The 24,735-nt window shown below is 58.9% G+C and carries 23 protein-coding genes; 16 read left to right on the forward strand and 7 right to left on the reverse strand.

Features of this window, described 5'->3' with window-relative positions:
- Positions 1-1,054, reverse strand: a 1,054-nt coding sequence (gene metK, locus ABI546_RS14400) for a methionine adenosyltransferase (RefSeq protein ID WP_348047425.1), incomplete at its 3' end; no start/stop codon positions are given.
- 180 nt (positions 1,055-1,234) lie between these two features.
- Between metK and ABI546_RS14405 the strand changes: the two genes are divergently transcribed.
- On the forward strand, positions 1,235-2,095 hold the full coding sequence (locus tag ABI546_RS14405) for a lysophospholipid acyltransferase family protein (RefSeq protein WP_348047427.1): 861 nt from the start codon (positions 1,235-1,237) through the stop codon (positions 2,093-2,095).
- Complete coding sequence (locus tag ABI546_RS14410) at positions 2,092-2,988, forward strand: lipid A biosynthesis acyltransferase (RefSeq protein ID WP_348047429.1); 897 nt, start codon at positions 2,092-2,094, stop codon at positions 2,986-2,988. The genes ABI546_RS14405 and ABI546_RS14410 overlap by 4 nt, the downstream gene beginning before the upstream one ends.
- Positions 2,989-3,071: 83 nt before the next feature.
- On the opposite strand, the gene ABI546_RS14415 is transcribed toward ABI546_RS14410, so the two are convergent.
- Positions 3,072-3,983 carry an alpha/beta fold hydrolase gene (locus tag ABI546_RS14415; RefSeq protein ID WP_348047431.1) on the reverse strand — a complete coding sequence of 304 codons (912 nt, stop codon included), beginning with the start codon at positions 3,981-3,983 and terminating at the stop codon, positions 3,072-3,074.
- A gap of 87 nt (positions 3,984-4,070) precedes the next feature.
- On the reverse strand, positions 4,071-4,808 hold the full coding sequence (gene yihA / locus ABI546_RS14420) for a ribosome biogenesis GTP-binding protein YihA/YsxC (protein WP_348047433.1): 738 nt from the start codon (positions 4,806-4,808) through the stop codon (positions 4,071-4,073).
- 208 nt (positions 4,809-5,016) lie between these two features.
- Here yihA and ABI546_RS14425 point away from each other — a divergent pair, with 208 nt between their 5' ends.
- The gene (locus tag ABI546_RS14425) at positions 5,017-5,691 is read left to right on the forward strand and encodes a c-type cytochrome (protein ID WP_348047435.1); all 675 of its coding nucleotides are present in this window, start codon (positions 5,017-5,019) and stop codon (positions 5,689-5,691) included.
- Here the strand turns inward: ABI546_RS14425 and ABI546_RS14430 are convergent.
- Positions 5,670-5,894: a hypothetical protein gene (locus ABI546_RS14430; RefSeq protein WP_348047437.1), complete on the reverse strand. Its 225-nt coding sequence runs from the start codon at positions 5,892-5,894 to the stop codon at positions 5,670-5,672. The two genes, ABI546_RS14425 and ABI546_RS14430, sit on opposite strands and share 22 nt — an antisense overlap.
- Here ABI546_RS14430 and ABI546_RS14435 point away from each other — a divergent pair.
- The 4 genes from ABI546_RS14435 to ABI546_RS14450 all read left to right on the forward strand — a co-directional run bounded on the left by ABI546_RS14435 (position 5,893) and on the right by ABI546_RS14450 (position 11,418).
- Positions 5,893-8,112 (forward strand): cytochrome c biogenesis protein ResB, encoded by a 2,220-nt coding sequence (locus ABI546_RS14435; RefSeq protein WP_348047439.1) that lies wholly within the window; start codon positions 5,893-5,895, stop codon positions 8,110-8,112. The genes ABI546_RS14430 and ABI546_RS14435 overlap by 2 nt on opposite strands.
- Positions 8,109-9,485: a c-type cytochrome biogenesis protein CcsB gene (gene ccsB / locus ABI546_RS14440; protein ID WP_348047440.1), complete on the forward strand. Its 1,377-nt coding sequence runs from the start codon at positions 8,109-8,111 to the stop codon at positions 9,483-9,485. Before ABI546_RS14435 ends, ccsB begins: the two co-directional genes overlap by 4 nt.
- Before the next feature lie 111 nt (positions 9,486-9,596).
- Positions 9,597-10,595, forward strand: a complete 999-nt coding sequence (gene msrP, locus ABI546_RS14445) for a protein-methionine-sulfoxide reductase catalytic subunit MsrP (RefSeq protein ID WP_348047442.1) — start codon at positions 9,597-9,599, stop codon at positions 10,593-10,595.
- Between the two features lie 175 nt (positions 10,596-10,770).
- Entirely contained in the window at positions 10,771-11,418 is a 648-nt protein-coding gene (locus ABI546_RS14450) for a protein-methionine-sulfoxide reductase heme-binding subunit MsrQ (RefSeq protein WP_348047444.1), read from the forward strand.
- A 51-nt stretch (positions 11,419-11,469) separates the two neighbouring features.
- Here ABI546_RS14450 and lysA read toward each other — a convergent pair whose 3' ends face one another.
- Positions 11,470-12,756 carry a diaminopimelate decarboxylase gene (gene lysA, locus ABI546_RS14455; RefSeq protein WP_348047446.1) on the reverse strand — a complete coding sequence of 429 codons (1,287 nt, stop codon included), beginning with the start codon at positions 12,754-12,756 and terminating at the stop codon, positions 11,470-11,472.
- A 163-nt stretch (positions 12,757-12,919) separates the two neighbouring features.
- Positions 12,920-13,237 (reverse strand): lipoprotein, encoded by a 318-nt coding sequence (locus ABI546_RS14460; protein WP_348047448.1) that lies wholly within the window; start codon positions 13,235-13,237, stop codon positions 12,920-12,922.
- On the opposite strand from ABI546_RS14460, the gene cyaY reads away from it, so the two are divergent.
- Positions 13,133-13,483, forward strand: a complete 351-nt coding sequence (gene cyaY / locus ABI546_RS14465; protein WP_348047450.1) for an iron donor protein CyaY — start codon at positions 13,133-13,135, stop codon at positions 13,481-13,483. The genes ABI546_RS14460 and cyaY overlap by 105 nt on opposite strands.
- A gap of 80 nt (positions 13,484-13,563) precedes the next feature.
- Here the strand turns inward: cyaY and ABI546_RS14470 are convergent, their stop codons facing one another.
- Entirely contained in the window at positions 13,564-15,975 is a 2,412-nt protein-coding gene (locus tag ABI546_RS14470; protein WP_348047452.1) for a penicillin-binding protein 1A, read from the reverse strand.
- Between the two features lie 268 nt (positions 15,976-16,243).
- On the opposite strand from ABI546_RS14470, the gene ABI546_RS14475 reads away from it, so the two are divergent.
- The 8 genes from ABI546_RS14475 (at position 16,244) to ABI546_RS14510 (ending at position 24,494) form a co-directional block, all read left to right on the forward strand.
- Positions 16,244-17,323 (forward strand): pilus assembly protein PilM, encoded by a 1,080-nt coding sequence (locus ABI546_RS14475; protein WP_348047499.1) that lies wholly within the window; start codon positions 16,244-16,246, stop codon positions 17,321-17,323.
- Positions 17,320-17,988: a PilN domain-containing protein gene (locus ABI546_RS14480; protein ID WP_348047454.1), complete on the forward strand. Its 669-nt coding sequence runs from the start codon at positions 17,320-17,322 to the stop codon at positions 17,986-17,988. Before ABI546_RS14475 ends, ABI546_RS14480 begins: the two co-directional genes overlap by 4 nt.
- 22 nt (positions 17,989-18,010) lie before the next feature.
- Complete coding sequence (locus ABI546_RS14485; RefSeq protein WP_348047456.1) at positions 18,011-18,679, forward strand: type 4a pilus biogenesis protein PilO; 669 nt, start codon at positions 18,011-18,013, stop codon at positions 18,677-18,679.
- Positions 18,676-19,230, forward strand: coding sequence for a pilus assembly protein PilP (locus tag ABI546_RS14490; RefSeq protein WP_348047458.1), 555 nt, complete (start codon positions 18,676-18,678; stop codon positions 19,228-19,230). The genes ABI546_RS14485 and ABI546_RS14490 overlap by 4 nt, the downstream gene beginning before the upstream one ends.
- On the forward strand, positions 19,227-21,368 hold the full coding sequence (locus tag ABI546_RS14495) for a type IV pilus secretin PilQ (RefSeq protein ID WP_348047460.1): 2,142 nt from the start codon (positions 19,227-19,229) through the stop codon (positions 21,366-21,368). Before ABI546_RS14490 ends, ABI546_RS14495 begins: the two co-directional genes overlap by 4 nt.
- Positions 21,369-21,475: 107 nt before the next feature.
- Positions 21,476-22,036 (forward strand): shikimate kinase, encoded by a 561-nt coding sequence (locus ABI546_RS14500; RefSeq protein WP_348047462.1) that lies wholly within the window; start codon positions 21,476-21,478, stop codon positions 22,034-22,036.
- A gap of 44 nt (positions 22,037-22,080) precedes the next feature.
- On the forward strand, positions 22,081-23,196 hold the full coding sequence (aroB, locus tag ABI546_RS14505; RefSeq protein ID WP_348047464.1) for a 3-dehydroquinate synthase: 1,116 nt from the start codon (positions 22,081-22,083) through the stop codon (positions 23,194-23,196).
- Between the two features lie 101 nt (positions 23,197-23,297).
- Positions 23,298-24,494, forward strand: coding sequence for a deoxyguanosinetriphosphate triphosphohydrolase (locus tag ABI546_RS14510; RefSeq protein WP_348047466.1), 1,197 nt, complete (start codon positions 23,298-23,300; stop codon positions 24,492-24,494).
- Positions 24,495-24,735 lie beyond the last annotated feature (241 nt).

Below are 24,735 nucleotides of genomic sequence, written 5' to 3' on the forward strand. Positions count from 1 at the left end.
TCTGGATGATGCCCTTGGGGCGCAGGTCGAAGTGTTCGTTGACCAGGGCCGAGAGCTTCTCGTCAGACATCACGCCTGTGCCTTCGGTGTACACCGTGACGTTCATGGGGCGGGCCACACCGATCGCGTATGCGACCTGGATCTGGCACTGGCGGGCCAGGCCGGCGGCCACGATGTTCTTGGCGACATAACGGGCTGCGTAAGCGGCCGAGCGGTCCACCTTGCTGGGGTCTTTGCCGCTAAAAGCGCCGCCGCCGTGCGGGCAGGCGCCGCCGTAGGTGTCGACGATGATCTTGCGGCCGGTGAGGCCGCAATCACCTTGCGGGCCGCCAATAACGAAGCGGCCGGTCGGGTTGATCAGGTACTTGGTGTCCTTGAGCCACTCTTTGGGCAGCACCGGCTTGATGATTTCTTCAATGATGGCTTCGGTGAAGGAAGCCTTCATCTTGTGGGCGGTTTCGCTCTGGTCGGGGCTGTGCTGGGTCGACAGCACCACGGTGTCGATGCTGTGGGGCTTGCCGTCCACATAGCGCATGGTCACCTGGCTCTTGGCGTCAGGGCGCAGGAAAGGCAGGCGGCCGTCCTTGCGCAACTGGGCCTGACGCTCGACCAGGCGGTGCGCGTAATAAATCGGCGCGGGCATCAGGTCGGGGGTTTCGTCGCAGGCATAGCCGAACATCAGGCCCTGGTCGCCAGCGCCGATGTTCAGGTGGTCGTCGGACGCATGGTCAACGCCCTGGGCGATGTCGTTGGACTGCTTGTCATAGCAGACCATGACGGCGCAGCCCTTGTAGTCAATGCCGTACTCGGTGTTGTCGTAGCCGATGCGCTTGATGGTGTCGCGCGCGACCTGGATGTAGTCGACGTGCGCGTTGGTGGTGATTTCACCGGCCAGCACGACCAGGCCGGTGTTGGTCAGGGTTTCAGCGGCAACGCGGCTGCGTGGGTCCTGCTTGAAGATCGCGTCGAGAATCGCGTCGGAAATCTGGTCGGCGACCTTGTCGGGATGGCCTTCGGAGACGGATTCGGATGTAAAGAGAAAATCGTTCGCCATTGCGTACACTCCATTGGGTTTGTCGGCGCGTTGCCGGCTGGGGTGCTTCGGCGAACGCTTTAGCAGTTTGGTTTAATGTCGCCCTGCAAGTTGTTCAGTAACTCGGCGACAGCGCCCATTATATAAGACGGCTCCTTTTTGAGCCTCATCGGCTTTTTCAATACCCCTTTCACCTGATTCATGCGCTGGTTGTTCCGCTTCTTTTCCCTTTGGCCGCTGGCTGCGCTGCATGCCTTGGGCGGTGCGCTGGGTTGGCTGGTGTGGGGCTTGAGTCCGCGCTATCGCGCGCAGTTCCGGGCCCACGTGGCGCAGGCCGGCCTTCCATTTGCGCTGGCCCGGCCCGCAATTGCGGAAGCGGGGCGGTTTATTGCCGAGTTGCCCAAGCTGTGGATGCGACCGGCTTCCGAGTCCTGCCTGGGCAATGTCCGTGTTGACGGGCAGATGCACGCCGAACAGGCTTTTGCCCAAGGGCGCGGTGTGATTTTCTTTGGGCCCCATTGCGGCAGCTTCGAGCTGGGTCCGCAGGCGCTGGCCGAGCTGTACGGCCCCATCACCGCGATCTACCGGCCTGCGCGCAAGGCCTGGCTGGCGCGGCTGGAGCGCCTGGCGCGCGACCGGGCCAACCTCACGGTCGTGCCCGCCTCGCTCAGCGGTATCCGCCTCATGCATAAAACCCTCAGGGCCAACCAGGCGGTTGCCTTGCTGACGGACCAGGTGCCGCCTGAAGGCCTGGGTGTGTGGGCGCCTTTTTTTGGCCGTCCGGCTTACACCATGACCCTCGCCGCGCGGCTGGCGCTGCAAAGCGGCGCAGTGCTCTTGCCGGTCAGCTGTGAACGCCTGGCCCATGGCAAGGGCTATTTCCTCAAGATTTGGCCGCCGGTGCAGGACATGGAGGCCTCCGACGGGGGCGCGCGCGCCGACCTGCTGCATGGCGTGACACAGATCAACCAGGCGATTGAAGCCATCGTGCTGAGCCAGCCGGGCCAGTATTTGTGGGGCTATGCCCGCTATAAAACACCACGTAAGGAAACCTCGCTTTGAAGACTCCCCGCCAGATGGCCAGCCGGGTCATGACCCGCGGCGGCATCGCTTTCATGCGGGCGCTGGCCCTGCTGCCGCTTTCGTGGACGCGAGGCCTGGGCGTTTTGTTCGGCTGGGCTTTGTATGCCCTGGTGGGCTCGCGCCGGCGCGTGGTGGCCACCAATTTAGCCCTGTGTTATCCCGACTATCCGGCCGAAGAACGGCGCTGGCTGACGGTTCTGACATTTGTCTTTTTCGCCCAGGCCTGGTTGGACCGTGCGTGGTTGTGGCACGCGCCCGCGTCCTGGGTGCAAAGGCGCGTGCGTGTGACTGGTGCGCTGCACGAACTGGCCGGCAACGAGCCTGCCGTGATATTTTTGCCGCATTTCGTGGGCCTGGACGCAGCCTGGGCCGGTGTGGCGCTGCAGATGCCGCGGCCCTCGACCACCATTTACACCGACCAGTCGAACAAGCTGGTGGACCGCTGGATACTGCGTGGCCGGAGGCGGTTTGGCAATCTGCGGCTTTTTGGCCGGGCCGATGGTGTCAAGCCGATTGTGGCGGCGCTGCGGGAAGGGCAGCCGTTGTATTTGTTGCCCGACATGGACTTTGGCCCCTCCGAATCCGTGTTTGTGCCTTTTTACGGCATACCGACGGCAACGGTCCCGTCGCTGTCGCGGTTTGCGCGCCTGGGGCGTGCCAAGGTGTTGACCTTGCTGCCGCGGATCACGCCGACAGGCTATGAGGTGGAGATATTGCCGGCCTGGGCCGATTTCCCCAGTGACGATCCGGTGGCCGACACCGCTCGCATGAATGCCCAGCTTCAGGGCTACATCGACACCATGCCCGCCCAGTACTACTGGGTGCACAAGCGCTTTAAAACCCGGCCAGAGGGCAAACCGTCCCTCTATTGAGGGCTGTCAAGGCTTGTTTTTAAGCTGAATCGGCCATTAGCCCAATCATGGCGTGCGCCGCCAGCTATTAAATCAATAGCAAATTAACGCAGGAACTGTTGCAGATGTGCAGCCACCAGGGCCGGCTGCTCATGCACGATCCAATGGGTGGCGCCTTCGATACGGCGTAAATCCATCTGCGGCACATAGTCGCCCAGGCCTTCCAGCAGCGCCGGCGGCAATGCCGTGTCGTCCAGCGCCCACAGCACAAGCGTGGGCAGATGGACTTCCAGCATTTCGCGCGGAATGGTCACCGCAGCCGCCGCCGGATCATGGTGCGGCGCCCCGGGCCGGGGCGGGCGCAGGGGTGAGGCGCGGTAGTAATTGCAGGGGCCTGTCAGGCCTTGGCGCCAGAGGTCGCGGTATTGCGCCTTGACGGCTTCGGTCAACCAGGCATGCGGCCCCTCGGCCGCGCCCATCTGCGTAAAAAACGCCCAAAGACGGCGAAAATCGTCCTCGGCCAGCAGGGCTTCGGCATCCGGGCGAATCAGGAAGTTCATGTAGGCGCTGGCGGCCTGTTGTGCCGGTGAATTTTGCAGTTCACGCAAAAAAGTGCCGGGATGTGGCGAGTTGATGATGGCCAGCTTGTTCATCAGCGCGGGTTGGCTTGCCGCCAGGTTCCACGCGACCGCTCCACCCCAGTCGTGGGCCACCAGGCATTCAAGGTGACCACCCTCCAGCGCGATCAGCGCTGCGATGTCCTGTACCAGATGTTTGGGCCGGTAGGCCGCTGCGTCCTGCGGCGCGCTGGAATGTTCGAAGCCGCGCAGGTTGGGGGCCACGCAGCGAAAGCCGCCGTTTTCGGGCCGGGCAAAGTGCTCGAGCAGGCCGTCCCAGACAAAGGCAGCTTCCGGAAAGCCGTGCAGGAACATCAGGACCGGGCGGCCTTTTTCACCTGTTATCCGGCAAGACAAGGTGATGCCGTGGGGCAATGCGTGCGAACAGGTGGTGATCATGTTGCTACACTTTTTATAGCTGCTTGCGCTCGTCCCTGTTGGGCTAGAGCCATTATTGATCTGAAACTTCAGTGCCGGAGACCGACCTTAGTCATTGACCTCGGGCAGTTCTTCATCTTCAGGCGCTGGCTTGGCGGGCTTCACCGGTTTTTCGGCCGGGTGGGCCCAATTCCACAAATGTTGGGCGACTTCCTCGACGCCCCGGCGCTTCAGCGACGAAAAAAGTTTGACGTCCCCACCGCCTGCCTGCAGTTTCACAATGGACAGCGCTTTGGCCGCTTCGGTCTTGTTGAGCTTGTCGGACTTGGTCAGCAGCACCAGAAACTTCAGGCCGTCTTCCACCCGTGGCCGAATGACGTCCAGCAGGATCTCGTCAAGCTCGGTAAGGCCCAGCCGCGGATCACACAGCAGCACCACGGCCTTGAGGTTGTCGCGCGTCTGCAAATAGTTGCCCATCACTTGCTGCCAGCGGTATTTGGCTTCTTTAGGAACGGCCGCATAGCCGTAGCCCGGCAAGTCGGCCAGCACCGCGTCGGTCACGCCCTGCTTTCCCAGGCTGAAGAGGTTGATGCTTTGCGTGCGCCCCGGCGTCTTGGAGGCAAATGCCAGCCGGTGCTGCTGCGTCAGGGTGTTGATACAGGTGGACTTGCCCGCATTGGAGCGGCCCACAAAGGCGATTTCGGGCACATCGACGCGGGGCAAATGCTTGAGTTCGGGGGCCGTGGTCAGGAACTTGGCCGTGTGCAGCCAGCCCATGGCGATCTTGGGATCGGGCGTGGAGGTCGCGGCGGTGGCGGGCTGTTTGGACGGGGCGGGTGAGGTCATGATCGGGCGGTCCCTGGAATTCGGTTGCAAGCTCGTAGCATGCGTTAGAGGGAGCAGAGGCTTCGAGGAGGGGACCTGGGAAGCAACAAGGCGGGGCGGCGGCTGCTCCGCTGCCACGGCAAGACCCGGACAAATGGGGGTGGGCCTGAAGCCATTGTAAAATCAGAAAGTTATAAGTTTTGTGCGCCAACCAATTAAAACCCCCGATATGAAGCTGTTCGTTACTTCTCTCCTGGCCGCCTTGCTGGCCGTGCCTGCCGTGTCGTCATTTGCCGCCGGCGAAGCTGCACCTGCACATGGCGCCGCTTCGGCCCCCGCAGCAGCGGCCCCGGCCAAGGTCGCCAAACCTGATCTGGTCAAAGGCGAGGCCAGCTTCACCGCCGTTTGCGCCAGCTGCCATGGCGCCGACGGAAATTCCGGAACCCCTGCCTACCCCAAGCTTGCGCAGCAGCACCCCGAATACCTGGTCAAGCAATTGCAGGAGTTCAAGGCCGGCAAGCGCAAGAATCCCATCATGCAAGGCTTCGCTGCGGCGCTGTCTGACGACGACATGAAAAATATCGCGTATTGGGCGACGTCGAAAAAAGCCAAAACCGGCTTTGCCAAGGACAAGGAACTGGTGGCACTCGGTGAGCGTATCTACCGCGGTGGCGTGCAAGACCGCCAGATCGCCGCCTGCGCAGGCTGCCACAGCCCCACCGGCGCCGGCATTCCTTCGCAATACCCCCGTTTGAGCGGCCAGCAGGCCGAATACACGGCGATGCAGCTGACCGCCTTCCGTGACGGTGGCCGTACCAACAGCCTGCCCATGAGCCAGGTTGCCGCCAAGCTGAATGACCGTGAAATTCGTGCGTTGGCCGACTACATTGCCGGTTTGCGTTGAACAAGGGGCTGGCAGGCAAGGGATTTATTTGTTGAAATTAGCCGCAGCCAGCCTGCAGTATTGAACCCAAGCCTCCAAAACCAATCACACCAAGGCGGGTCTTTCTGATGAAAGCCCGCCTTTTTTGTTTTCCCGTCTTCTCTTTCCTTGTTCGCCGTATCCGCCGGCTTTTCTGAGCCAACCGCAGGTTCCATTTCAAGCATGACAGTTTCCACCGAGGGTATGAAGGTCAATTGGGGCTCCCGCAGCTGGCGGGCGTCGGTAGAGCTGCTGTCGTCCATGCGGTTTTCCATTTCGCTGCTGACGGTGATCTGCATCGCCTCCATCATCGGCACGGTGCTCAAGCAGGCGGAGCCGCTGGGCAACTACGTGAACCAGTTCGGCCCGTTCTGGGCGCAGGTGTTCAGCCTGCTCAGCCTCAACACGGTGTACAGCGCCTGGTGGTTCCTGCTGATCCTGGCTTTCCTGGTGATTTCCACCTCGCTGTGCATTGCGCGCAATGCCCCCAAAATTTTCGCGGACCTGAACCAGCTCAAGGAAAACGTCCGCGAGCAAAGCCTCAAGGCCTTCGGCCACCGTGCCGACGCCGCGCTGGCCGAAGCGCCGGAGGCCGCCGCGCGCCGCATCGGCCAGACGCTGGTGCAAAGCGGCTGGAAGGTCAAACTGCAGCAACGCGCCGGCAACGGCTGGATGGTGGCGGCCAAAAAAGGCTCCGCCAACAAACTGGGTTACATCGCGGCGCACAGCGCCATCGTGCTGGTGTGCGTGGGCGGCCTGCTCGATGGCGACATGATCGTGCGCGCGCAGATGTGGCTCAACGGCAAATCCATTTATGCCGGCGGCGGCCTGATAGCCGATGTGCCGGTGCAGCACCGGCTCAGCGACAAGAATCCGACCTTTCGCGCCAACCTGCTGGTGGCCGAGGGCACGCAGTCCGGCATCGCCATCCTGAACCAGCCCGGCGGCGTATTGCTGCAGGAACTGCCGTTTTCCATCGAGCTCAAAAAATTCATCGTGGAGTACTACTCCACCGGCATGCCCAAGCTCTTTGCCAGTGACATCATCATCCATGACAAGGAAACGGGCGAGAAGATACCGGCGCGGGTCGAAGTCAACCACCCGGCCAGCCACCGCGGCATCGAGATATACCAGTCGAGCTTTGACGATGGCGGCTCCAGCGTGACGCTCAAGGCCATTCCGATGGCGGCAGCCAGCAAGCCGTTTGAAATTCAGGGCACGATTGGCGGCTCAAGCCAGCTCACCAACGGGCAGGGCGAGGGAGCTGAAAAAATGACGCTTGAATACACCGCGCTGCGGGTCATCAATGTGGAAAACTTCGCTTCGGGCGGGAGCATGGGTTCCGGTGCTGACGTGCGCAAGGTTGACCTGCACCAGGCCATCGACACACGCCTGGGCGCCGCCAACAAGACCGTGACGCAAAAGGAGCTGCGCAACGTAGGTCCCAGCGTGAGCTACAAACTGCGCGATGCCTCCGGGCAGGCCCGTGAATTTCACAACTACATGCTGCCCGTCAAAACGGACCCGGCCGAGGACAGCCCGGCGGTTTACCTGATGGGCGTGCGCGAAACACCGGCCGCGCCTTTTCAATACCTGCGGATCCCGGTGGATGCCGAAGGCGGCATGGAGACCTTTTTACGGCTGCGCGCTGCCCTGGCCAACCCGGCGCAGCGTGAGCTGGCGGTCAAGCGCTATGCCAGCCAGGCCATTGGCCGCGAGCGGCCGGAGCTGATGCAGCAGCTCGCCGCATCGACTTCGCGGGCTCTCGCGCTTTTCGCCGGTGAAGACGCTGGCGGGGCGGCAGGATCGTCAGGCATCGCAGGTAAACCCAAAACCGCCGCAGGCCTGCAGGCAATTTCTGATTTCATGGAGGCCAATGTGCCCGAGGCCGAGCGCAACCGCGCCGGCGAGGTGCTGATCCGTATCCTTAACGGCGCGTTGTTTGAGTTGACCCAGATGACCCGCGAGCAGGCCGGGCTCAAGCCGCTCGGGCAGGATGAAAAAACACGCGCCTTCATGTCGCAAATGGTGCTGAGCTTGTCGGATGCCAACTTTTATCCCGCGCCCATGGCGTTTGAGCTGAAAGATTTCACCCAGGTGCAGGCCAGCGTGTTCCAGGTGGCACGTGCGCCGGGCAAGACCATCGTGTACCTGGGCTGCGCCTTCCTGATCCTGGGGGTGTTCGCCATGTTGTACGTGCGCGAACGTCGCGTCTGGGTCTGGCTGGCGCCGCGTGGCAAAGAGGGCGTTCAGGCAGACGATGGCAATGTTGCGGGTTCGATGCCAGAATCGGTCGAAGGCCATAGCCATGCCACCATGGCCTTGTCTACCAACCGCAAGACCATGGACGGCGACAAGGAGTTTGAAATGTTGAAAATGAAACTGTTGCAGGCGCCTTTATGAATACCTCCACGATCAACAACACCGCGGTGAACACCACCACGCTGAAGGCCGGCGGCGACACCACGCTGAGCCTGAACGAAGGCTACTTTGCCAGGCGCAATGTGCTGGACTGGGTCTTTGCCGCGCTGGTCGCCGGCGGCTTTCTGTATGCCTTTGCCCGCTACAGCGGTTTCATGGATGTCTATGAAAAAGGCATTTTGTTTGCGGCCATTCCGGCGGCGATTGCCATGGGCTGGTTCTGGCGGCCGCTGCGCGTGCTGATGGTGGTGGTCAGTGCTTTTGCGCTGTTGGGCATCGCCTCTTACCAGGGTGACCTGGCGCGCGCCGAGCAGGTGTTTTGGCTCAAGTACTTCCTCTCCAGCCAGTCGGCGATTTTGTGGATGAGCGTGCTCTTTTTCATGAGCACCATTTTTTACTGGCTGGGCATGTTCGCCAAAGGCCAGAGCAGTACGCTTGAGTCGCTAGGCTCCAAAATTGCCTGGGTGGCGATCGGCATGGCATTGATCGGCACGCTGGTGCGCTGGTACGAAAGCTACCTGATTGGCGCTGACGTCGGGCACATCCCCGTCAGCAACCTGTACGAGGTGTTTGTGCTGTTCTGCTGGATGACGGCGGCCTTCTATCTCTACTTTGAATCACAGTACAACACGCGCGCCCTCGGCGCTTTCGTGATGCTGGTGGTCAGTGCCGCGGTCGGCTTTCTGCTCTGGTACACCGTGATACGCGAAGCCCATGAAATCCAGCCGCTGGTGCCCGCCCTCAAAAGCTGGTGGATGAAGCTGCACGTGCCGGCCAACTTCATCGGTTACGGCATGTTCTCGCTGGCCGCCATGGTGTCGCTGTCCTACCTGATCAAGCAGCAGGCCAATGAAACGCGCTGGCACCGGTTGACCCCGCTGTGGCTGCTGGGCGTTGTGCTGTGCTTTGTGCCCATCGTGTTTCGCAGCAAGTCGCCAGCGGATGTGGGCGGCAGCTACTACTGGGTCGGTTACCTGGCCGTGTCGGGGCTGATCGCCGCCGGCATCTTGCTGGGCCGCAAGCGCATTGCTGCGCGCCTGCCCAGCTTTGAGGTGCTGGACGACGTGATGTACAAGGCCATTGCTGTCGGCTTTGCCTTTTTCACTATCGCCACGGTGCTGGGCGCCTTGTGGGCGGCCGAAGCCTGGGGCGGCTACTGGAGCTGGGATCCCAAGGAAACCTGGGCGCTGATTGTCTGGCTCAACTACGCCGCCTGGCTGCATATGCGGCTCATGAAAGGCCTGCGCGGCACGGTAGCCGCCTGGTGGGCATTGGTCGGGTTGGCAGTCACTTCATTTGCCTTCCTGGGCGTCAACATGTTCCTCTCAGGACTGCACAGCTACGGAACCTTGTAGCCGGCAGCGAGTCCTTGTAAGGTCGGTTCATATTCACCGGCCTGGTTGAATCCCTGTAAGAAGTTGCGGCGTATTCAGACTAACCCCTAAACGGATTTCCAAGGACCTCACATGCTCATCAAGACCCACGCCAGCGGCTTCGATCACCCCGTTCCCAGTGAAATCACGCCACAGGGCATCTACCACGGCCGCCGTGACCTGATCAAACTCATGGCCACAGGCGCAGCGGGCACTGCGATGGCGGGCTGGGCGGGACGCCAGGCGATGGCGCAAACAATGCAAAAACCCGGCAAGCTGGCGGCGCTGGCCGGCGGAAAATCGGCGGTGGCCGGCGCGGTGACCATGGAAAAGATCACCGACTACAAAGACGCCTCGACCTACAACAATTACTACGAGTTCGGCACCGACAAGGCCGATCCGGCAAAGAATGCCCACACGCTGGTGACCAAACCGTGGTCGGTGGCGGTAGAAGGGCTCGTCAAACAACCCAAGACTTTCACACTCGAAGACCTGATCAAGCTGGCTCCGCAGGAAGAACGCATTTACCGCCTGCGCTGTGTTGAGGGCTGGTCCATGGTGATTCCGTGGGTGGGTTATTCGTTGTCGGAGCTCATCAAAAAGGTCGAGCCGCTGGGCAATGCCAAATACGTCGAGTTCATCACGCTGGCTGACCCCAAGACCATGCCTTTTGTGGGCTCGCGCGTGCTCGACTGGCCTTATGTGGAGGCCCTGCGCATGGACGAAGCCATGCACCCGCTGGCGCTGCTGGCCTTCGGCATGTATGGCGAAGTGCTGCCCAACCAAAATGGCGCACCGGTGCGCATGGTGCTGCCCTGGAAGTACGGCTTTAAAAGCGGCAAGAGCATTGTCAAGATCCGTTTCACCGACAAGGAGCCGCGCACCGCCTGGAACAAGGCCGCCGCGCAGGAATACGGTTTTTATTCCAACGTGAACCCGGGCGTTGATCACCCGCGCTGGAGCCAGGCCACTGAACGCCGCATTGGTGAGGACGGCCTCTTTGCCAAGAAACGCAAAACGCTGATGTTCAACGGCTATGAAGCGCAGGTTGGCCAGCTTTACGCGGGCATGGACCTCAAGAAGAATTTCTAAAGAATATGGCCCCCACGCTTGTCGCTTCGCGTACTGCGCTGCCCCCCGAGGGGGCCGCTGCGCCTGCGGCCCGGCTAAGCCGGTTCCGCGGCCCCTGCTTGGATGAGGGGGGGGCTGTGTTGTCTCTCGCGGAGAAGTTATTCACCTTGGGTAGGCCCGGCGGCGGATGGTTGTGATGGCAAGCCGGCAAAAATGGTTGCTGCATTCCGCAGCCAAGCCCGTGCTGTTCATCGTCTGCCTGCTGCCGTTCGCCTGGCTGTTCTATGGCGCTTTCACCAACCAGCTCGGGGCCAATCCGGCTGAAGCGCTGATACGTGCTACCGGCGACTGGACGCTGCGGTTTATCTGCATCGTCCTGGCCGTGACGCCGCTGCGAGTCATCACCGGCACGCCGGCGTTGGCGCGGTTTCGGCGCATGCTGGGGCTGTTTGCGTATTTTTATGTCGTCATTCACCTGCTGAGCTACAGCTGGTTTGACATGGGCTTTGACTTTGCCGACATCGCCAAGGACATCGCCAAACGGCCGTTCATCCTGGTGGGGTTCTCGGCGTTTGTCTTGTTGACGCCCCTGGCTGCCACGTCGTTCAACGCTGCCATCAAGGCCATGGGCGCCAAACGCTGGCAGTGGCTGCACAAGCTGGTCTACCTGATCGCGGGCCTGGGCTTGCTGCACTTCTTCTGGATGCGCGCCGGCAAGAACAATTTTGCGGAAGTGTTTGTCTACGCCGGAATCATTGCGGTGCTGCTCGGCTGGCGTGTGCAGCAATTTTTAAGGAAAAAGAGGCCGAAGCCCTTATATGACGTGCGCAAGCAGCTATCATAATAATAGCGACTGACGTTTGAGAAAGCCCTCGTCAGTCGCTCGGCGGTAGCCTTAATCCGCGACCAGTTGTTCCTGCCGCATCTGGTCTTCGGCGGTTTCGCGGCGACGGATTAAATGCACGGCGTCGCCATCAATCAGCAGTTCGGCCGCGCGTCCGCGCGTGTTGTAGTTGCTGGCCATGCTCATGCAATAGGCGCCTGCCGACATCACGGCCACCTGGTCACCCGCCGCGACCGACAGGACTCGGTCACGGCCTATCCAGTCGCCGCTCTCGCAGATCGGGCCCACGACGTCATAGGTCGCTTCGGCGGATGGCTTGCCGGCAGTCGCTAGCGGCACGATGGCATGGAAGGCCTGGTACATCGCAGGGCGAGGCAGGTCATTCATGGCCGCATCGACGATGCAAAAGTTTTTGTGTTCGCCGGGTTTGACGTAAAGCACTTCAGTCACGCAGACACCGGAGTTGCCGACCAGTGAACGGCCCGGCTCGATCATCAACTTTTTGTTGCCGTAGCCGCGTGCGTCGATTTTCGCCAGCAGCTGCTGCCAGAGTGCGTCGGCCTCAGGCGGTGTGTCGTCGTTGTAGTTGATGCCCAGCCCGCCGCCAAAATCGATGTGCGCCAGCGGGATGCCTGCGGCTTCAATGGCCGCCACCAGGTCAAGCACCCGGTCCATGGCGTCAAGGTATGGCGTGCTGTCGGTAATTTGTGAGCCGATATGGCAGTCAATGCCGACAACCTGCAAACCCTTTAGCGAAGCCGCGTGGCGGTAAATGCGCAGTGCGTCTTCATGAGCGACGCCGAACTTGTTGTCCTTCAGGCCGGTTGAAATATAGGGATGCGTCTTGGGGTCGACGTCCGGGTTGACGCGGATGCTGACCGGCGCCCGCAGGCCCATGCCCAGAGCCACCTCGGACAACACGTCCAGCTCCGCTTCACTTTCCACATTGAAACAGCCGATGCCGGCATTGAGGGCCTGGCGCATCTCGCTGCGGCGTTTGCCCACACCCGAAAAAATGACTTTTCGGGGCTCGCCGCCCGCGGCCAGCACGCGGTCGAGTTCACCGCCTGAAACAATGTCGAAGCCGCACCCTGCGCGCGCAAATACTTGCAGGATGCCCAGGGAAGAGTTGGCCTTCATGGCATAACAAATTTGCGCATCACGCCCTGCAAAGCCACGCTGATAAGCGGCCAGTGCCGACAGCATGGAGGCCTTGGAATAAACAAACAGGGGCGTGCCATGCGTTGCGGCCAGATCGCGCAGGGGGATGTTTTCTGCAAACAATGCGCCATCAAGGTAGGCAAAATGGGGATGGCCGGGGAGGGATGGGCGGGTCATGAAGAATGGGCTTTGAAGCGGTTGGAGTTATTGGCGACTATCTTAAGGAGCGCACGGCGTGCGCACCATGACCGATTCACGGCACTGGCCTGTGCGTGCCTTGAAATTGAAGGTTCAGGGGCCGATGGGCCTGAATCTTCCAGCATTGACAGGGGGCGTGAATTCAGCGGGCGGCTGAAGCTGGGGCCACAGGTGCTGCCGCCGGTGTTGTGGCTGTTGCCGGCACCTTGGGGGGAACCGGCAGGTAAAGCGCACCTTTTTGGCCGCAGCCGGCCAGCAATGCCATGCCGACCACAATCGCAGCAAGGCTATAGCGGGAGCCCGAAGGGGGGATGCGACCTAAAATTTGAGGTGAAGAAACCATGATGGGATTGTAATGACGGACCTTGAGTACCAGGATCTGGCCGAGAGTGCGCTCACGGCCGTTGAAATTGGCTGTGACCGGATCAATGATGAGACCGACGCGGATATTGATAATCAACGCACCGGCGGCATGATCACGCTGACTTTCTCCAACCGCAGCCAGATCATCATCAACCTTCAGAAGCCCTTGCAGGAAATATGGATGGCGGCCAAGGCCGGCGGGTTCCACTACAAATTCAGTGGCGGGCAATGGGCTGACACCAAAGACTCCAGTGAGTTTTTTGCCAATTTATCGCGTTATGCGAGTGAGCAGGCCGGCCAGGCCCTGGTGTTCAGGGCGTCGGCTGATGTAGACAAGGCATAGCAGCAAACTTGCCGCTGCGCCGTGATGGGCGGTGGAACAAAAATGGGCTCCGCGGAGCCCTTTTTTTGATGTGATGTGCGTCAGTTTTTGAACAGATCCAGAATGCGCTTCTTTTCGTCCGAAGGCGGCAGTACCTGGATTGCGCCTGGTACACCGGGTGTGGCGGCTGAGGCCGCTGGATCCTGTTGGACACCCACCGTGCTGACCCCGGACCCTTTGGCGTATTCGCTGTAGTACCACTCCCCACCGACATTGACCACACCTTCGGGCGGCGGATATTCGGAGACCGGCACGCCCTTGAGGGCGTACTCCATGAAGTTGATCCAGATGGGCAGGCTCAGTCCGCCACCGGTTTCACGGTCGCCAAGCTTTTTCGGTGTGTCGTAACCCATCCACACAGCCGCCGTCAGAGTCGGCTGGAAACCGACAAACCAGGTGTCGATCGAGTCGTTGGTTGTGCCGGTTTTACCGAAAAGGTCGTGGCGCTTCAGGGTGGCTTGTGCTTTGGCCGCCGTCCCCGAGCGCGCGACCTCCTGCAACAGGCTGTCCATGATGAAGGCATTGCGCGCGTCGATGCCGCGCGCCGACTCGTCCAATACAGGGGGCTTGCTGTCCAGTAAAACCTTGCCGCGCTGGTCGGTGATTTTGGTGACCAGATAAGGGTTGATGCGGTAACCACCGTTGGCGAACACCGAATAGGCGGTGGCCATTTGCATCGGTGTGACTGATCCGGCACCCAAAGCCATGGTGAGGTAGGCGGGGTGTTTTTCGGCTTCAAAGCCGAAGTGGGTGATCCAGTCCTGCGCATAGGAGGCGCCGATGGCCTGCAGTATGCGGATGGAAATCATGTTTTTGGACTTCTTCAGGCCGGTTCGCAAGCTCATCGGGCCGTCGAAGGTACCGTCGTAATTTTTGGGCTCCCACGGCTGGCCGCCGGTGACACCCGCGTCAAAGAACAAGGGGGCGTCGTTGACCACGGTGGCCGGGGTGAAGCCCTTCTCAAGCGCTGCCGAGTAGATAAAGGGTTTGAAGCTGGAACCCGGTTGGCGCCAGGCTTGGGTCACATGGTTGAACTTGTTTTTTTCAAAATCAAAGCCACCCACCAGCGCCCGGATGGAGCCGTCGCGCGGATCCAGGGCTACAAACGCACCTTCTACTTCAGGTAGCTGGGTGATTTCCCAGGTGTTTTTGGGTGTTTTCGCCACACGGATCAAGGCACCGCGGCGGATCTTGATGTTGGGTCCAGCTTTGTCCGCCAACCCGGATTGGGCCGGTTTAAGTCCCTCGCCAGTGATTTCAACCGTTTCGCTGTTCTGGCGCATGGCCAGAATCCGTTTGGGATTGGCCTCCAGCACCACCGCCGACATCACATCGCCGTTGTCGGGGTTGTCTGTCAACGCGTCATCAATGGCGTCTTCGGTTTCCTGCGGGTTGGCTGGCAGGTCAATGAACTTCTCGGGTCCGCGGTAAATTTGCCGTCGTTCATAGTCCATGATGCCCCTGCGCAAGGCCTTGTAGGCAACGGTCTGGTCGGTGGCGCGCAAGGTGGTGTAGACGTTCAAGCCGCGGGTATAGGTTTCGTCCCCATATTGGTTGTAAACCAGCTGGCGCACAGTTTCAGCGACGTATTCGGCATGTACCCTTCCTGCGTCGGGCCCGTTCCTGACCTTGAGTTCTTCTTCTTTGGCGGCCTTGGCCTGCTCGGCGGTAATGAAACCGTTTTCCTCCATCCGCTCGATGATGTAGAGCTGGCGGGCCCGGGCGCGCTTGGGGTTGATGATGGGGTTATAGGCTGAAGGCGCTTTGGGCAAACCCGCCAGCATGGCTGCCTCGGCAATCGAGATATTTTTCAGGGGCTTGCCAAAATAGGCTTCCGAGGCCGCCGCAAAGCCATAGGCCCGGTTGCCCAGAAAAATCTGGTTCATATAGATCTCAAGGATCTGGTCTTTGGTGAGCAGGTGCTCCAGTTTGAAAGTCAGCAGGATTTCATAGATCTTGCGGGTGTAGCTCTTTTCGGCTGACAAATAGACATTGCGGGCCACCTGCATCGTGATGGTGGAGGCCCCTTGGCTCTTGGCCCTGCCCACATTCGCAAAACCGGCACGAATCACACCCAGGTAATCCACTCCCCCATGCGAAAAAAAGCGGGCGTCTTCGATAGCCAGCACGGCGTCCTTCATGACCTGGGGTATGTCCTTGATAGGGGTCAGGCTGCGGCGCTCTTCTCCGAATTCGCCAATGACCACCCCATCGGCGGAGTAAACCCGCAGGGGCAGCTTGGGGCGGTAGTCCAACAGGTCAGAGATATCCGGCAGATTGGGGTACGCGACCGACAGGGCGACGGCCACAAACAGCAAAACTGCGGCGACGCCGGCCAGCAACAGGCCGCCACTCCACAAGAAAAGCTTGATCAGCCAGCTTGGCAGGAAAGTGGTCGAACCTTGCTTGGTCGGGCTTGGGTCGGAGTCAGGAGATGTGGGCTTGGAGGGCATGTAGACAATCGTAAAGTCGCGTCACTATTATAAAAATTCAGGAATGCAGGTCATGCAGGGTGTGAGGGCCGGTGCCATACTTTTACGTTTACAGACATCGTTTTTGGGAACTCCGCCGGCTCATGGCTTGGTAAGACCGTCTGCTTTTGACAACGCTCTGGATGTGTAAAACGGGAAAAATCCTTACTGCACAAAGAGCTTACTGCTACTATTCAAGTGATTTCTTAAGTATGCAGGGCTACATATTAGCCGTCATTTGGGGACCGCCTTGATCTCTCTGGGATCGTTATTCAACCGCCAACAACCCGCTTTGCTGGGTTTAGATATCAGTTCTTCCAGCGTCAAGCTGGTGGAGTTGAGCCGTGACAAGGCCGGTAATCTGGTGTTGGATCGCTGTGCGATCGAACCGCTGGAACGGGGCTGGATTACCGATGGCAACGTCGAAAAGTTCGACGAAGTAGCCGATGCGGTACGCCGGCTCGTCAAAAAAAGCGGAACACGCACCAAAAATGTGGCAATGGCCCTGCCGGCTTCGGCGGTCATTACCAAGAAAATCATACTTCCGGGTGGCCTCAGCGACGCGGAACTGGAAATCCAGGTCGAGTCTGAAGCCAATCAATACATCCCGTTTTCGCTGGATGAGGTCAGTCTCGATTTCTGCGTGGTGGGCCCCAGCGCCACCTCCGTCGGTGACGTTGAAGTGCTGATTGCCGCTTCCCGCAAGGAAAAGGTACAGGACCGGCAGGGCCTTGCCGAGGCCGCCGGGCTCAAACCCATCGTTGTGGATGTCGAGTCATATGCCTCTCGTCTCGCCACGGCGCGTCTCATCGAGAACCTTCCTAACAAAGGCGTGGACACCATGGTGGCCCTGTTTGAGGTGGGCGCACTGACGACCAGCATGCAGGTCATCAAGAACGACGAAGTCCTTTACGAACGCGATCAGGCGTTCGGCGGCGCCCAGCTGACCCAGCTCATCATCCGGCAGTACGGGTTTTCGCCTGAAGAAGCCGAAGCCAAAAAACGCAGCGGTGACTTGCCAGAAGATTACGACTCAGGCGTACTGAAACCCTTTGTCGAAAGCATGGCCCAGGAAATCGGGCGTGCGCTGCAGTTCTTCTTTACCAGCACCCCGCATAACAAGGTTGACTATGTCATGTTGGCCGGGGGCTCCTCGGCTTTGCCTGGATTGACTGATTCCGTAACCCAGCAGACGTCGTTTGCCTGTGTACTTGCCAACCCATTCGAAGGAATGGAGCTGGGTGATGGCATACGTGAAAAGAAGATGCGACGCGAAGCGGCGTCATACCTGACTTCTTGCGGTCTGGCTTTGCGGAGGTTTTTGCAGTGATTCTCGTTAATCTGCTTCCCCATCGCGAAGCTGCGCGCAAGCGCAGGCGCGAGGTATTTTTCGCCACCTTGGGTATGGCGGCCTTGGTTGGCGGTCTGATTTGTGGTGCGGTTTATTCCTGGTACCTGGCCCAAATTGAGAGCCAGCGCGGCAAGAATAATTTTCTGAAGACGGAAATTACCCGCCTGGAAGGGCAAATCAAGGATATCGCAACCCTTCAGGCAGAAATCTCTGCACTGAGAGCTCGTCAGAACGCCGTGGAAGACCTTCAGGGCAATCGGAATCTGCCCGTTTACCTGCTGAGCGAACTGGTCAAACAGTTGCCTGATGGGGTGTATATCACCAGCATGAAGCAAGAAAACCAGTCGGTGTTGATTACGGGTGTTGCCCAATCCAACGAGCGTGTTTCGGAATTGTTGCGCAATCTCGCCAATAACAGCTCTTGGTTGACGAGGCCGGAGCTTGTAGAAATCACTGCCAATACGGTGTCACTGACCGCTCGTGACCAACGCAGGGTAGCCAATTTTTCAATGAAAATTGGGCTGAAGCGGGCCAGCGATCCGAAGACTGCCAGCTCTGCCGCGGCAGGCACGGGAACAGTGCCCGTGCTGTCAGGAGCGGCTGCCAGGCCTGCCTCGGCCGCGTCAGCACCGGCCAAGGTTTGAGACCGAATGAACGAGTTTGACCATGGCAAAAATTTCTAAAAATTCCATCGATTTTGCTGCGATTCAAAGCAGCCTGAAGTCCCAGTTCATAGGCCTGGATCCCAATGATCCCCCCTCATGGCCGGCGTTTCCGCGTTACCTCTTATGTCTAGCCGTAACGATACTGGTGGTTGTGGCGCTGTGGTTTTTCTGGCTCAGTTCGTCCGATGATGAACTGACAGCGGAGAAGGCCAAGGAAGTTCAGCTCAAAGAGGACTATACAAAAAAACTCGTTCAGGCAGTGAATCTCGATGCTCTGAAGAAGCAGCGCGAGCAGGTTCAGCAATATGTCACCCAGCTTGAAAAGCAGTTGCCAAGCAAAGCGGAAATGGATGCATTGCTTTCCGATATCAATCAGGCAGGACTCGGACGGAGTTTGCAGTTTGAGTTGTTTCGTCCAGGTCAGGTTAGCGTTAAAGAGTATTACGCCGAATTGCCGATTGCCGTTCGGGTCACTGGCCGTTACCACGACTTAGGCGCTTTCGCTGCTGATATCGCAAATCTTTCCCGCATTGTTACTTTGAATAATCTGACCATAACCCCTGTCAAGGATGGCACCTTGGTCATGGACACCACGGCCAAGACGTTCCGCTATTTGGACAATGACGAAGTGGCCTTGCAGCGCAAGAGTGCTCCGGGAGCAAAAAAATGAATTCAGGCAAGTACGCGCTAGTCGCCCTGGGCTTGGCGGGAATTTTGTTTGGCCTGTCGGGTTGTGGCTCTTCTGAACAGGAGGAATTGCAAGAGTGGATGACGCAGCAACGCAATGCCACCAAGCCCAGGATAGATCCTCTGCCCGAGCCGACCAAGTTTTCACCACAACCGTATGGGCAGGAAGGTTCCATCGAACCTTTTAGCAACCAGAAGCTGACACAGGCGCTGAAACGCGACTCCAACCAGGCGACAGCTAACGCGGCGTTGATCGCGCCCGAACTGACTCGGCGCAAAGAACCACTTGAGGCCTATCCCCTGGACGCGATTGTGATGGTGGGCAGCCTGATCAAGGTGGGACAGCCGGTCGCGCTCGTACGGGTGGACAACCTGGTGTATCAGGCTCGGGTAGGAAACTACCTCGGTCAAAACTACGGACGAATCATCAAGGTGACCGAAACAGATCTCGCGTTACGCGAAATCGTCCAGGACGCAGCGGGTGAGTGGATAGAGCGCACCGCGACATTACAGCTATTAGAGGGATCAAAATGAACAAGCAAACACAGGCATTTGAAACGCAGGGAAACAAAAGTCGCCTGCAACTGTTGTTTGGGCGCGTGTTGCGTTGCGCTTCACTCACTCTGGCATTTTCGATAGCCACGCCTTTGCTGGCCCAAGCGCAAAATGCCATCCAAGCCGTTTCCGGATCGCTTCAGGGCGGCTCCGAAGTCATCCGGATTGATTTGGCGGAACCTTTAGCGGCCATTCCGACAGGTTTCAGCATACAGACGCCAGCGCGCATCGCGCTTGATTTCCCTGGTGTCGGTAATTCCATGGGCCGGTCCGCGGTGGACCTCAATTTGGGGAATTTGCGTTCGGCCAACGTCGTGCAGGCTGGCGAGCGTACCCGTGTCGTGCTCAACCTCAAAGTACCGACCGCATATAAGGCGGAAATTCAGGGTAAATCACTGCTGATTACTCTCGATTCCGTGGCGGTCGCTGCGCCCTCTGCTGGTGCTCCGCCGGTATTTGCTGAAAATCGCAACACCGACATGCTTCCCCTGAAAGATATCGATTTCCGGCGTGGAGTCGAGGGGTCGGGCCGTATCGTAGTGGACCTGCCCAATAACCAGGTCGGAGTCGATATTCGCCCGCAAGGCCAAACCTTGGTGGTTGAATTTTTGAAAACTGCATTGCCGGAGGGTCTGCGCCGCCGCTTGGATGTAGGAGATTTCGGAACTCCTGTACAAACGGTCACGACGTTTCAAACAGGAGATAAAGTCCGCATGGTGGTTGAACCCAAGGGTGCTTGGGAGCACAGCGCCTACCAAAGCGACAACCAGTTTGTGCTCGAGGTGCGCCAGCAAAAAGTGGATCAGAGCAAGTTAACCCAGGGCCCTGGGTACAACGGGGAGAAGCTCTCCCTGAACTTCCAGAATATTGAAATTCGCTCGCTTTTGCAAGTTATCGCGGACTTTACGAATTTCAATATCGTGACTTCGGATTCGGTGACGGGTGCGGTTACCTTGCGTCTGAAAGATGTCCCTTGGGATCAGGCTCTTGACATCATCCTGCAGGCCAAAGGTCTGGGCATGCGAAAAACCGGTAACGTTTTGCTGATAGCACCCAAAGACGAGCTGGCAGCTAAAGACAAACTAGAGCTGGAATCGAAGAATGCGATTCAAAGCTTGGAGACGCTCCGTACCCAGGATTTCAAGCTCAATTACGCAAAAGCTGCAGATATTGCAGCAGGGTTGTTGGGTACCAACGCCGGCGCAACAAAAATCCTTTCCCCCCGGGGAAGTGTGATTTCGGAGACACGAACGAATCAATTGTTTGTTACTGATATACCGTCTCGCCTTGAGCAGGTCCAAGCTCTGATTGCAAAGCTTGATATAGCAGTTCGTCAGGTGTTGATCGAAGCACGTATTGTTGAAGCGGCCGACACGTGGGGAAAATCTCTGGGCGTGAGATTGGGCGGGCGCCCTTTCAATACCACCAATAACATCATGTTCGGAAACAGCTATATTGCACCCAATGTTCCCGTTGGTGCGGTACCTCAGCTCGGGTCAAACATAGGAACCAATGCGGGCGATTTTTTGAGCCTGCCGGCCGTAGGGCAAAACGGTTTTGGAGCTTCCACGTTTGCCTTGTCACTCTTCAACTCGTCGATGACTCGGCTCTTGAATCTTGAAATTTCCGCCTCGGAAGCAGATGGCAAGACCAAAATCGTTTCCAGCCCTCGCATCATTACAGCGGATCAGGTCAAGGCGTTGATTGAGCAAGGGACGGAGTTGCCATATCAACAAGCGACTTCCAGCGGTGCGACCTCCATCGCTTTTCGTAAGGCCAATCTGAAGCTGGAGGTCACCCCTCAAATTACACCCGAAGGCAACATCATTCTCAATGTGGACATAAGCAAGGACAGTGTAGGCCGTGAAACGGCCAACGGTTTTGCCATCGATACCAAGCACATCCAGACCCAGGTACTTGTGGAAAACGGTGGGACGGTGGTGATCGGTGGGATTTATGAGCAAAACGACCGCGATAACGAAACAAAGGTACCTTTGCTAGGGGATATTCCTGGCGTCGGTAATCTGTTCAAGCAACGGTCCCGTTCTGCCACCAAGTCCGAGATGCTGGTTTTCCTGACCCCCAAAATGCTGACAAATGGCAGCGCATTGCGCTAGTCAGATTCAAAGGTCGCCGGAACTCTGCCCATTCAGGGTGGGGTAGCTCGTGTGCCCTTGCGTACAAGCAGGGCGCTCACTGCGATGCTTCGCAGGCCAGCCATTTCATGGACCAATTGAATGCCCATCCGCTAAGAATCGCCTGCGTAGGCCTTCCCGGGTCGGGGAAATCCACCGTCGGCAGGCATCTGGCTCGCAAAATGGGGCTGCGGTTTGTGGATTCGGATCAGGTGATAGAGCAGCGCATTGGTTGCTCCATACGGGAATTTTTTGAGCGCGAAGGCGAAGAGGCATTTCGCGATATCGAGCAGCTTGTCGTCGACGAGTTGACCCAAGGTGAGCCCTGCGTGCTCTCCACCGGCGGAGGAACTGTGCTGCGCCCCACCAATCGGCGCCATCTTCAGGAGCGGGCACAGGTGGTCTATCTGCACTCCATACCAGAAGAGGTTTTCCGGCGTTTGCGGCATGACCAGAATCGTCCTTTGCTCCAGGTAGCCGATCCCTTGGCGCGCCTTCGGGACCTCTACGGGGCCCGCGACCCCCTCTACCGGGAAACCGCGCACTTTGTCATTGAAACGGGCCGCCCTTCGGTCTCTACCTTGGTCAACATGATATTGATGCAACTGGAGCTGGCAGGGACTGTGACTTCGCCGCAGGACCGGGCGTAATACGCTGGCAAGCTTGCAGACGAGTAGAGCCTCTACACTTGGTCATGCAAGAAATTCTCTCCTCCGTCGCTGCCGAAATCCGGATTGACCTGGCCGAGCGCAGCTATCCGATCGTCATTGGCAGCGGGCTTTTGGGTGATAGCGGTATCTACCAGGATATTCCCACGGCCGCAACGGCTTTGGTGGTGTCCAACACCACGGTCGCACCACTCTATGCCGCGCAGCTCACGCAGGCATTGCAGCAACGTTATGACAAGGTGCTGCTGGTCACTTTGCCGGATGGCGAAGCGCACAAGGACTGGCCAACGCTGCAATTGATTTTCGATGTCCTGCTTGAAAACGGCTGCGATCGCAAGACCGTCCTGTTTGCGCTCGGTGGCGGTGTGGTCGGAGACATGACTGGTTTTGCCGCCGCGAGCTATATGCGCGGTGTGCCCTTTGTCCAGGTACCCACGACACTGCTGGCCCAGGTCGATTCGTCGGTCGGGGGCAAGACGGCGATCAACCATCCGTTGGGGAAAAACATGATTGGCGCTTTTTACCAGCCGCTGAAAGTGATTTGTGATCTGGATGTACTGGCCACATTGCCGTCTCGGGAGTTGAGCGCGGGATTGGCTGAAATCGTTAAATATGGTCCGATTGCCGACATGGAGTTTCTGAGCTGGATCGAATCCAACCTTGAAAGCCTGCTGGCAAGGGAGCCGCGGGCCATGGCCCACGCCATTCAGCGAAGCTGTGAAATCAAGGCCTGGGTTGTGAGCCAGGATGAACGCGAATCCGGCTTGCGCGCCATTCTGAATTTCGGTCACACCTTCGGCCACGCGATTGAATCCGGCCTCGGTTATGGAGAGTGGCTGCATGGCGAGGGCGTGGGTTGCGGCATGGTTATGGCGGCGCATTTGTCCGAGCGTCTAGGCCTGGTGGACAAGCTTTTTACCGAGCGGCTGACCCACCTTGTCCAACGGTGCGGCCTGCCGGTGCGCGGGCCTGTGCTTTCCAGCAGTGACAATGCCGGTCGCTACCTTGAGTTGATGCGTGTTGACAAGAAATCCGAAGCGGGTGAGATACGGTTTGTCGTGATCGACGGACCCGGGAAGGCGGCGGTTCGCAGCGCGCCGGATGCCATGGTGCGTAGCGTGATAGACCTTTGCTGCGCGTGAGCCACTCCATCCGGTGGGAATGGATTTGAATGATTGCTATCAATTCAGGAGCTTCTTGCGCTCGTTCCATATGGGCTGCTGGCCATTTACATGCTTAATCCATGAGCTTTCCACCCTACGCCTGTAATCCTTCACGGTCGCTCGGCCGTCGCTTTACCGAGCCCGTGGCACCCACGCGGTCTGAATTCCAGCGTGATCGCGACCGCATCGTGCACTCCACCGCTTTTCGGCGCCTGGTGTACAAAACCCAGGTATTCCTGAACCACGAAGGGGACTTGTTCCGCACGCGGCTGACTCATTCATTGGAAGTCGCCCAGCTGGGGCGTTCCATAGCCCGCACGCTTCAGCTCAACGAAGATCTGGTGGAGGCCATTGCGCTGGCGCATGACTTGGGCCACACCCCCTTTGGACATGCCGGACAGGATGCCCTGAATGCCTGCCTGAAAGCCTGCAGCCCCGACAGTGCCGGCTTTGAGCACAACCTGCAAAGCCTGCGCGTGGTGGACTCACTGGAAGAACGTTATCCGGCCTACAACGGGCTGAATCTCACCTTTGAGACGCGCGAGGGAATCCTGAAGCACTGTTCCAGGCGCAACGCACGCCATATCGAGGCCAGGGAACCAGGCGGTGTTGCTCGGCGCTTTCTGGAGCCGGCCGAAGGCCCTCGCTGGCTGCAACCCGGCCTGGAAGCGCAACTGGCCAATCTGGCGGACGAAATAGCTTACAACGCACACGACATTGACGACGGCGTGCGCTCGGGGCTGCTGACCATCGAGCAGCTGGAAGATGTCGAGCTGTTCGCACTGCACTGCCGGGAGACGCAACTGGCCCACCGGGGCCTGAAAGGCCGGCGGCTGTTGTTCGAAACCATACGGCGCATGCTCAGTGCGCAGGTCTACAACGTGATGGACGCGACCTCATTGGCCATACACAAGGCCGCACCTGCCAGCGTCGACGAGGTTCGCCAGCATCCACCCCTGGTCTGCTTTACCGAAGAAATGGCAGTGCAGTCTGCCGCCCTCAAACGGTTTTTGCTGCAAAACCTCTACCGCCACCCCAAGGTGGTCGAAACCACGCAGGCAGCAAAGCAGGTTGTACGCGAGCTGTTTGAAGCCTATATGGCCGACCCTGCCCAGATGCCGCAGGCTCACATCGACCGGTTTGACGGTATTGATGCTCCTCACGCGGCCGGTGCAAAACCCGAGAGGGTGGTGGCGGACTATATCGCCGGAATGACTGACCGCTTCGCGGCCAAAGAGCATGAGCGGCTTAAGGGGCGCGCTGTTTTTCAGGGTTAGAACTTCGCTGCAGGTCCCGTGACCGATCCAGACGAGAAGCCCGTGTGTCCGAAGCGGCCCGACATGTGAGGGCGGCCGGAGCTGGGCGGCGGTCTGAACCCGATTTCTGCGCAGCTTGCATGGTCTTCAGCCACACGTAGGCATAGGCTTATGACGTGTCTGCATTTCCTCTCTGGTTTTTGACCTCTCTAAAGATTACGCTGGAGGCTGCGCACAACTTGTGACATTCTTCTGGAATATT

The organism is Polaromonas sp. (assembly GCF_039932935.1).
Classification (GTDB): Bacteria; Pseudomonadota; Gammaproteobacteria; order Burkholderiales; family Burkholderiaceae_C; genus Polaromonas.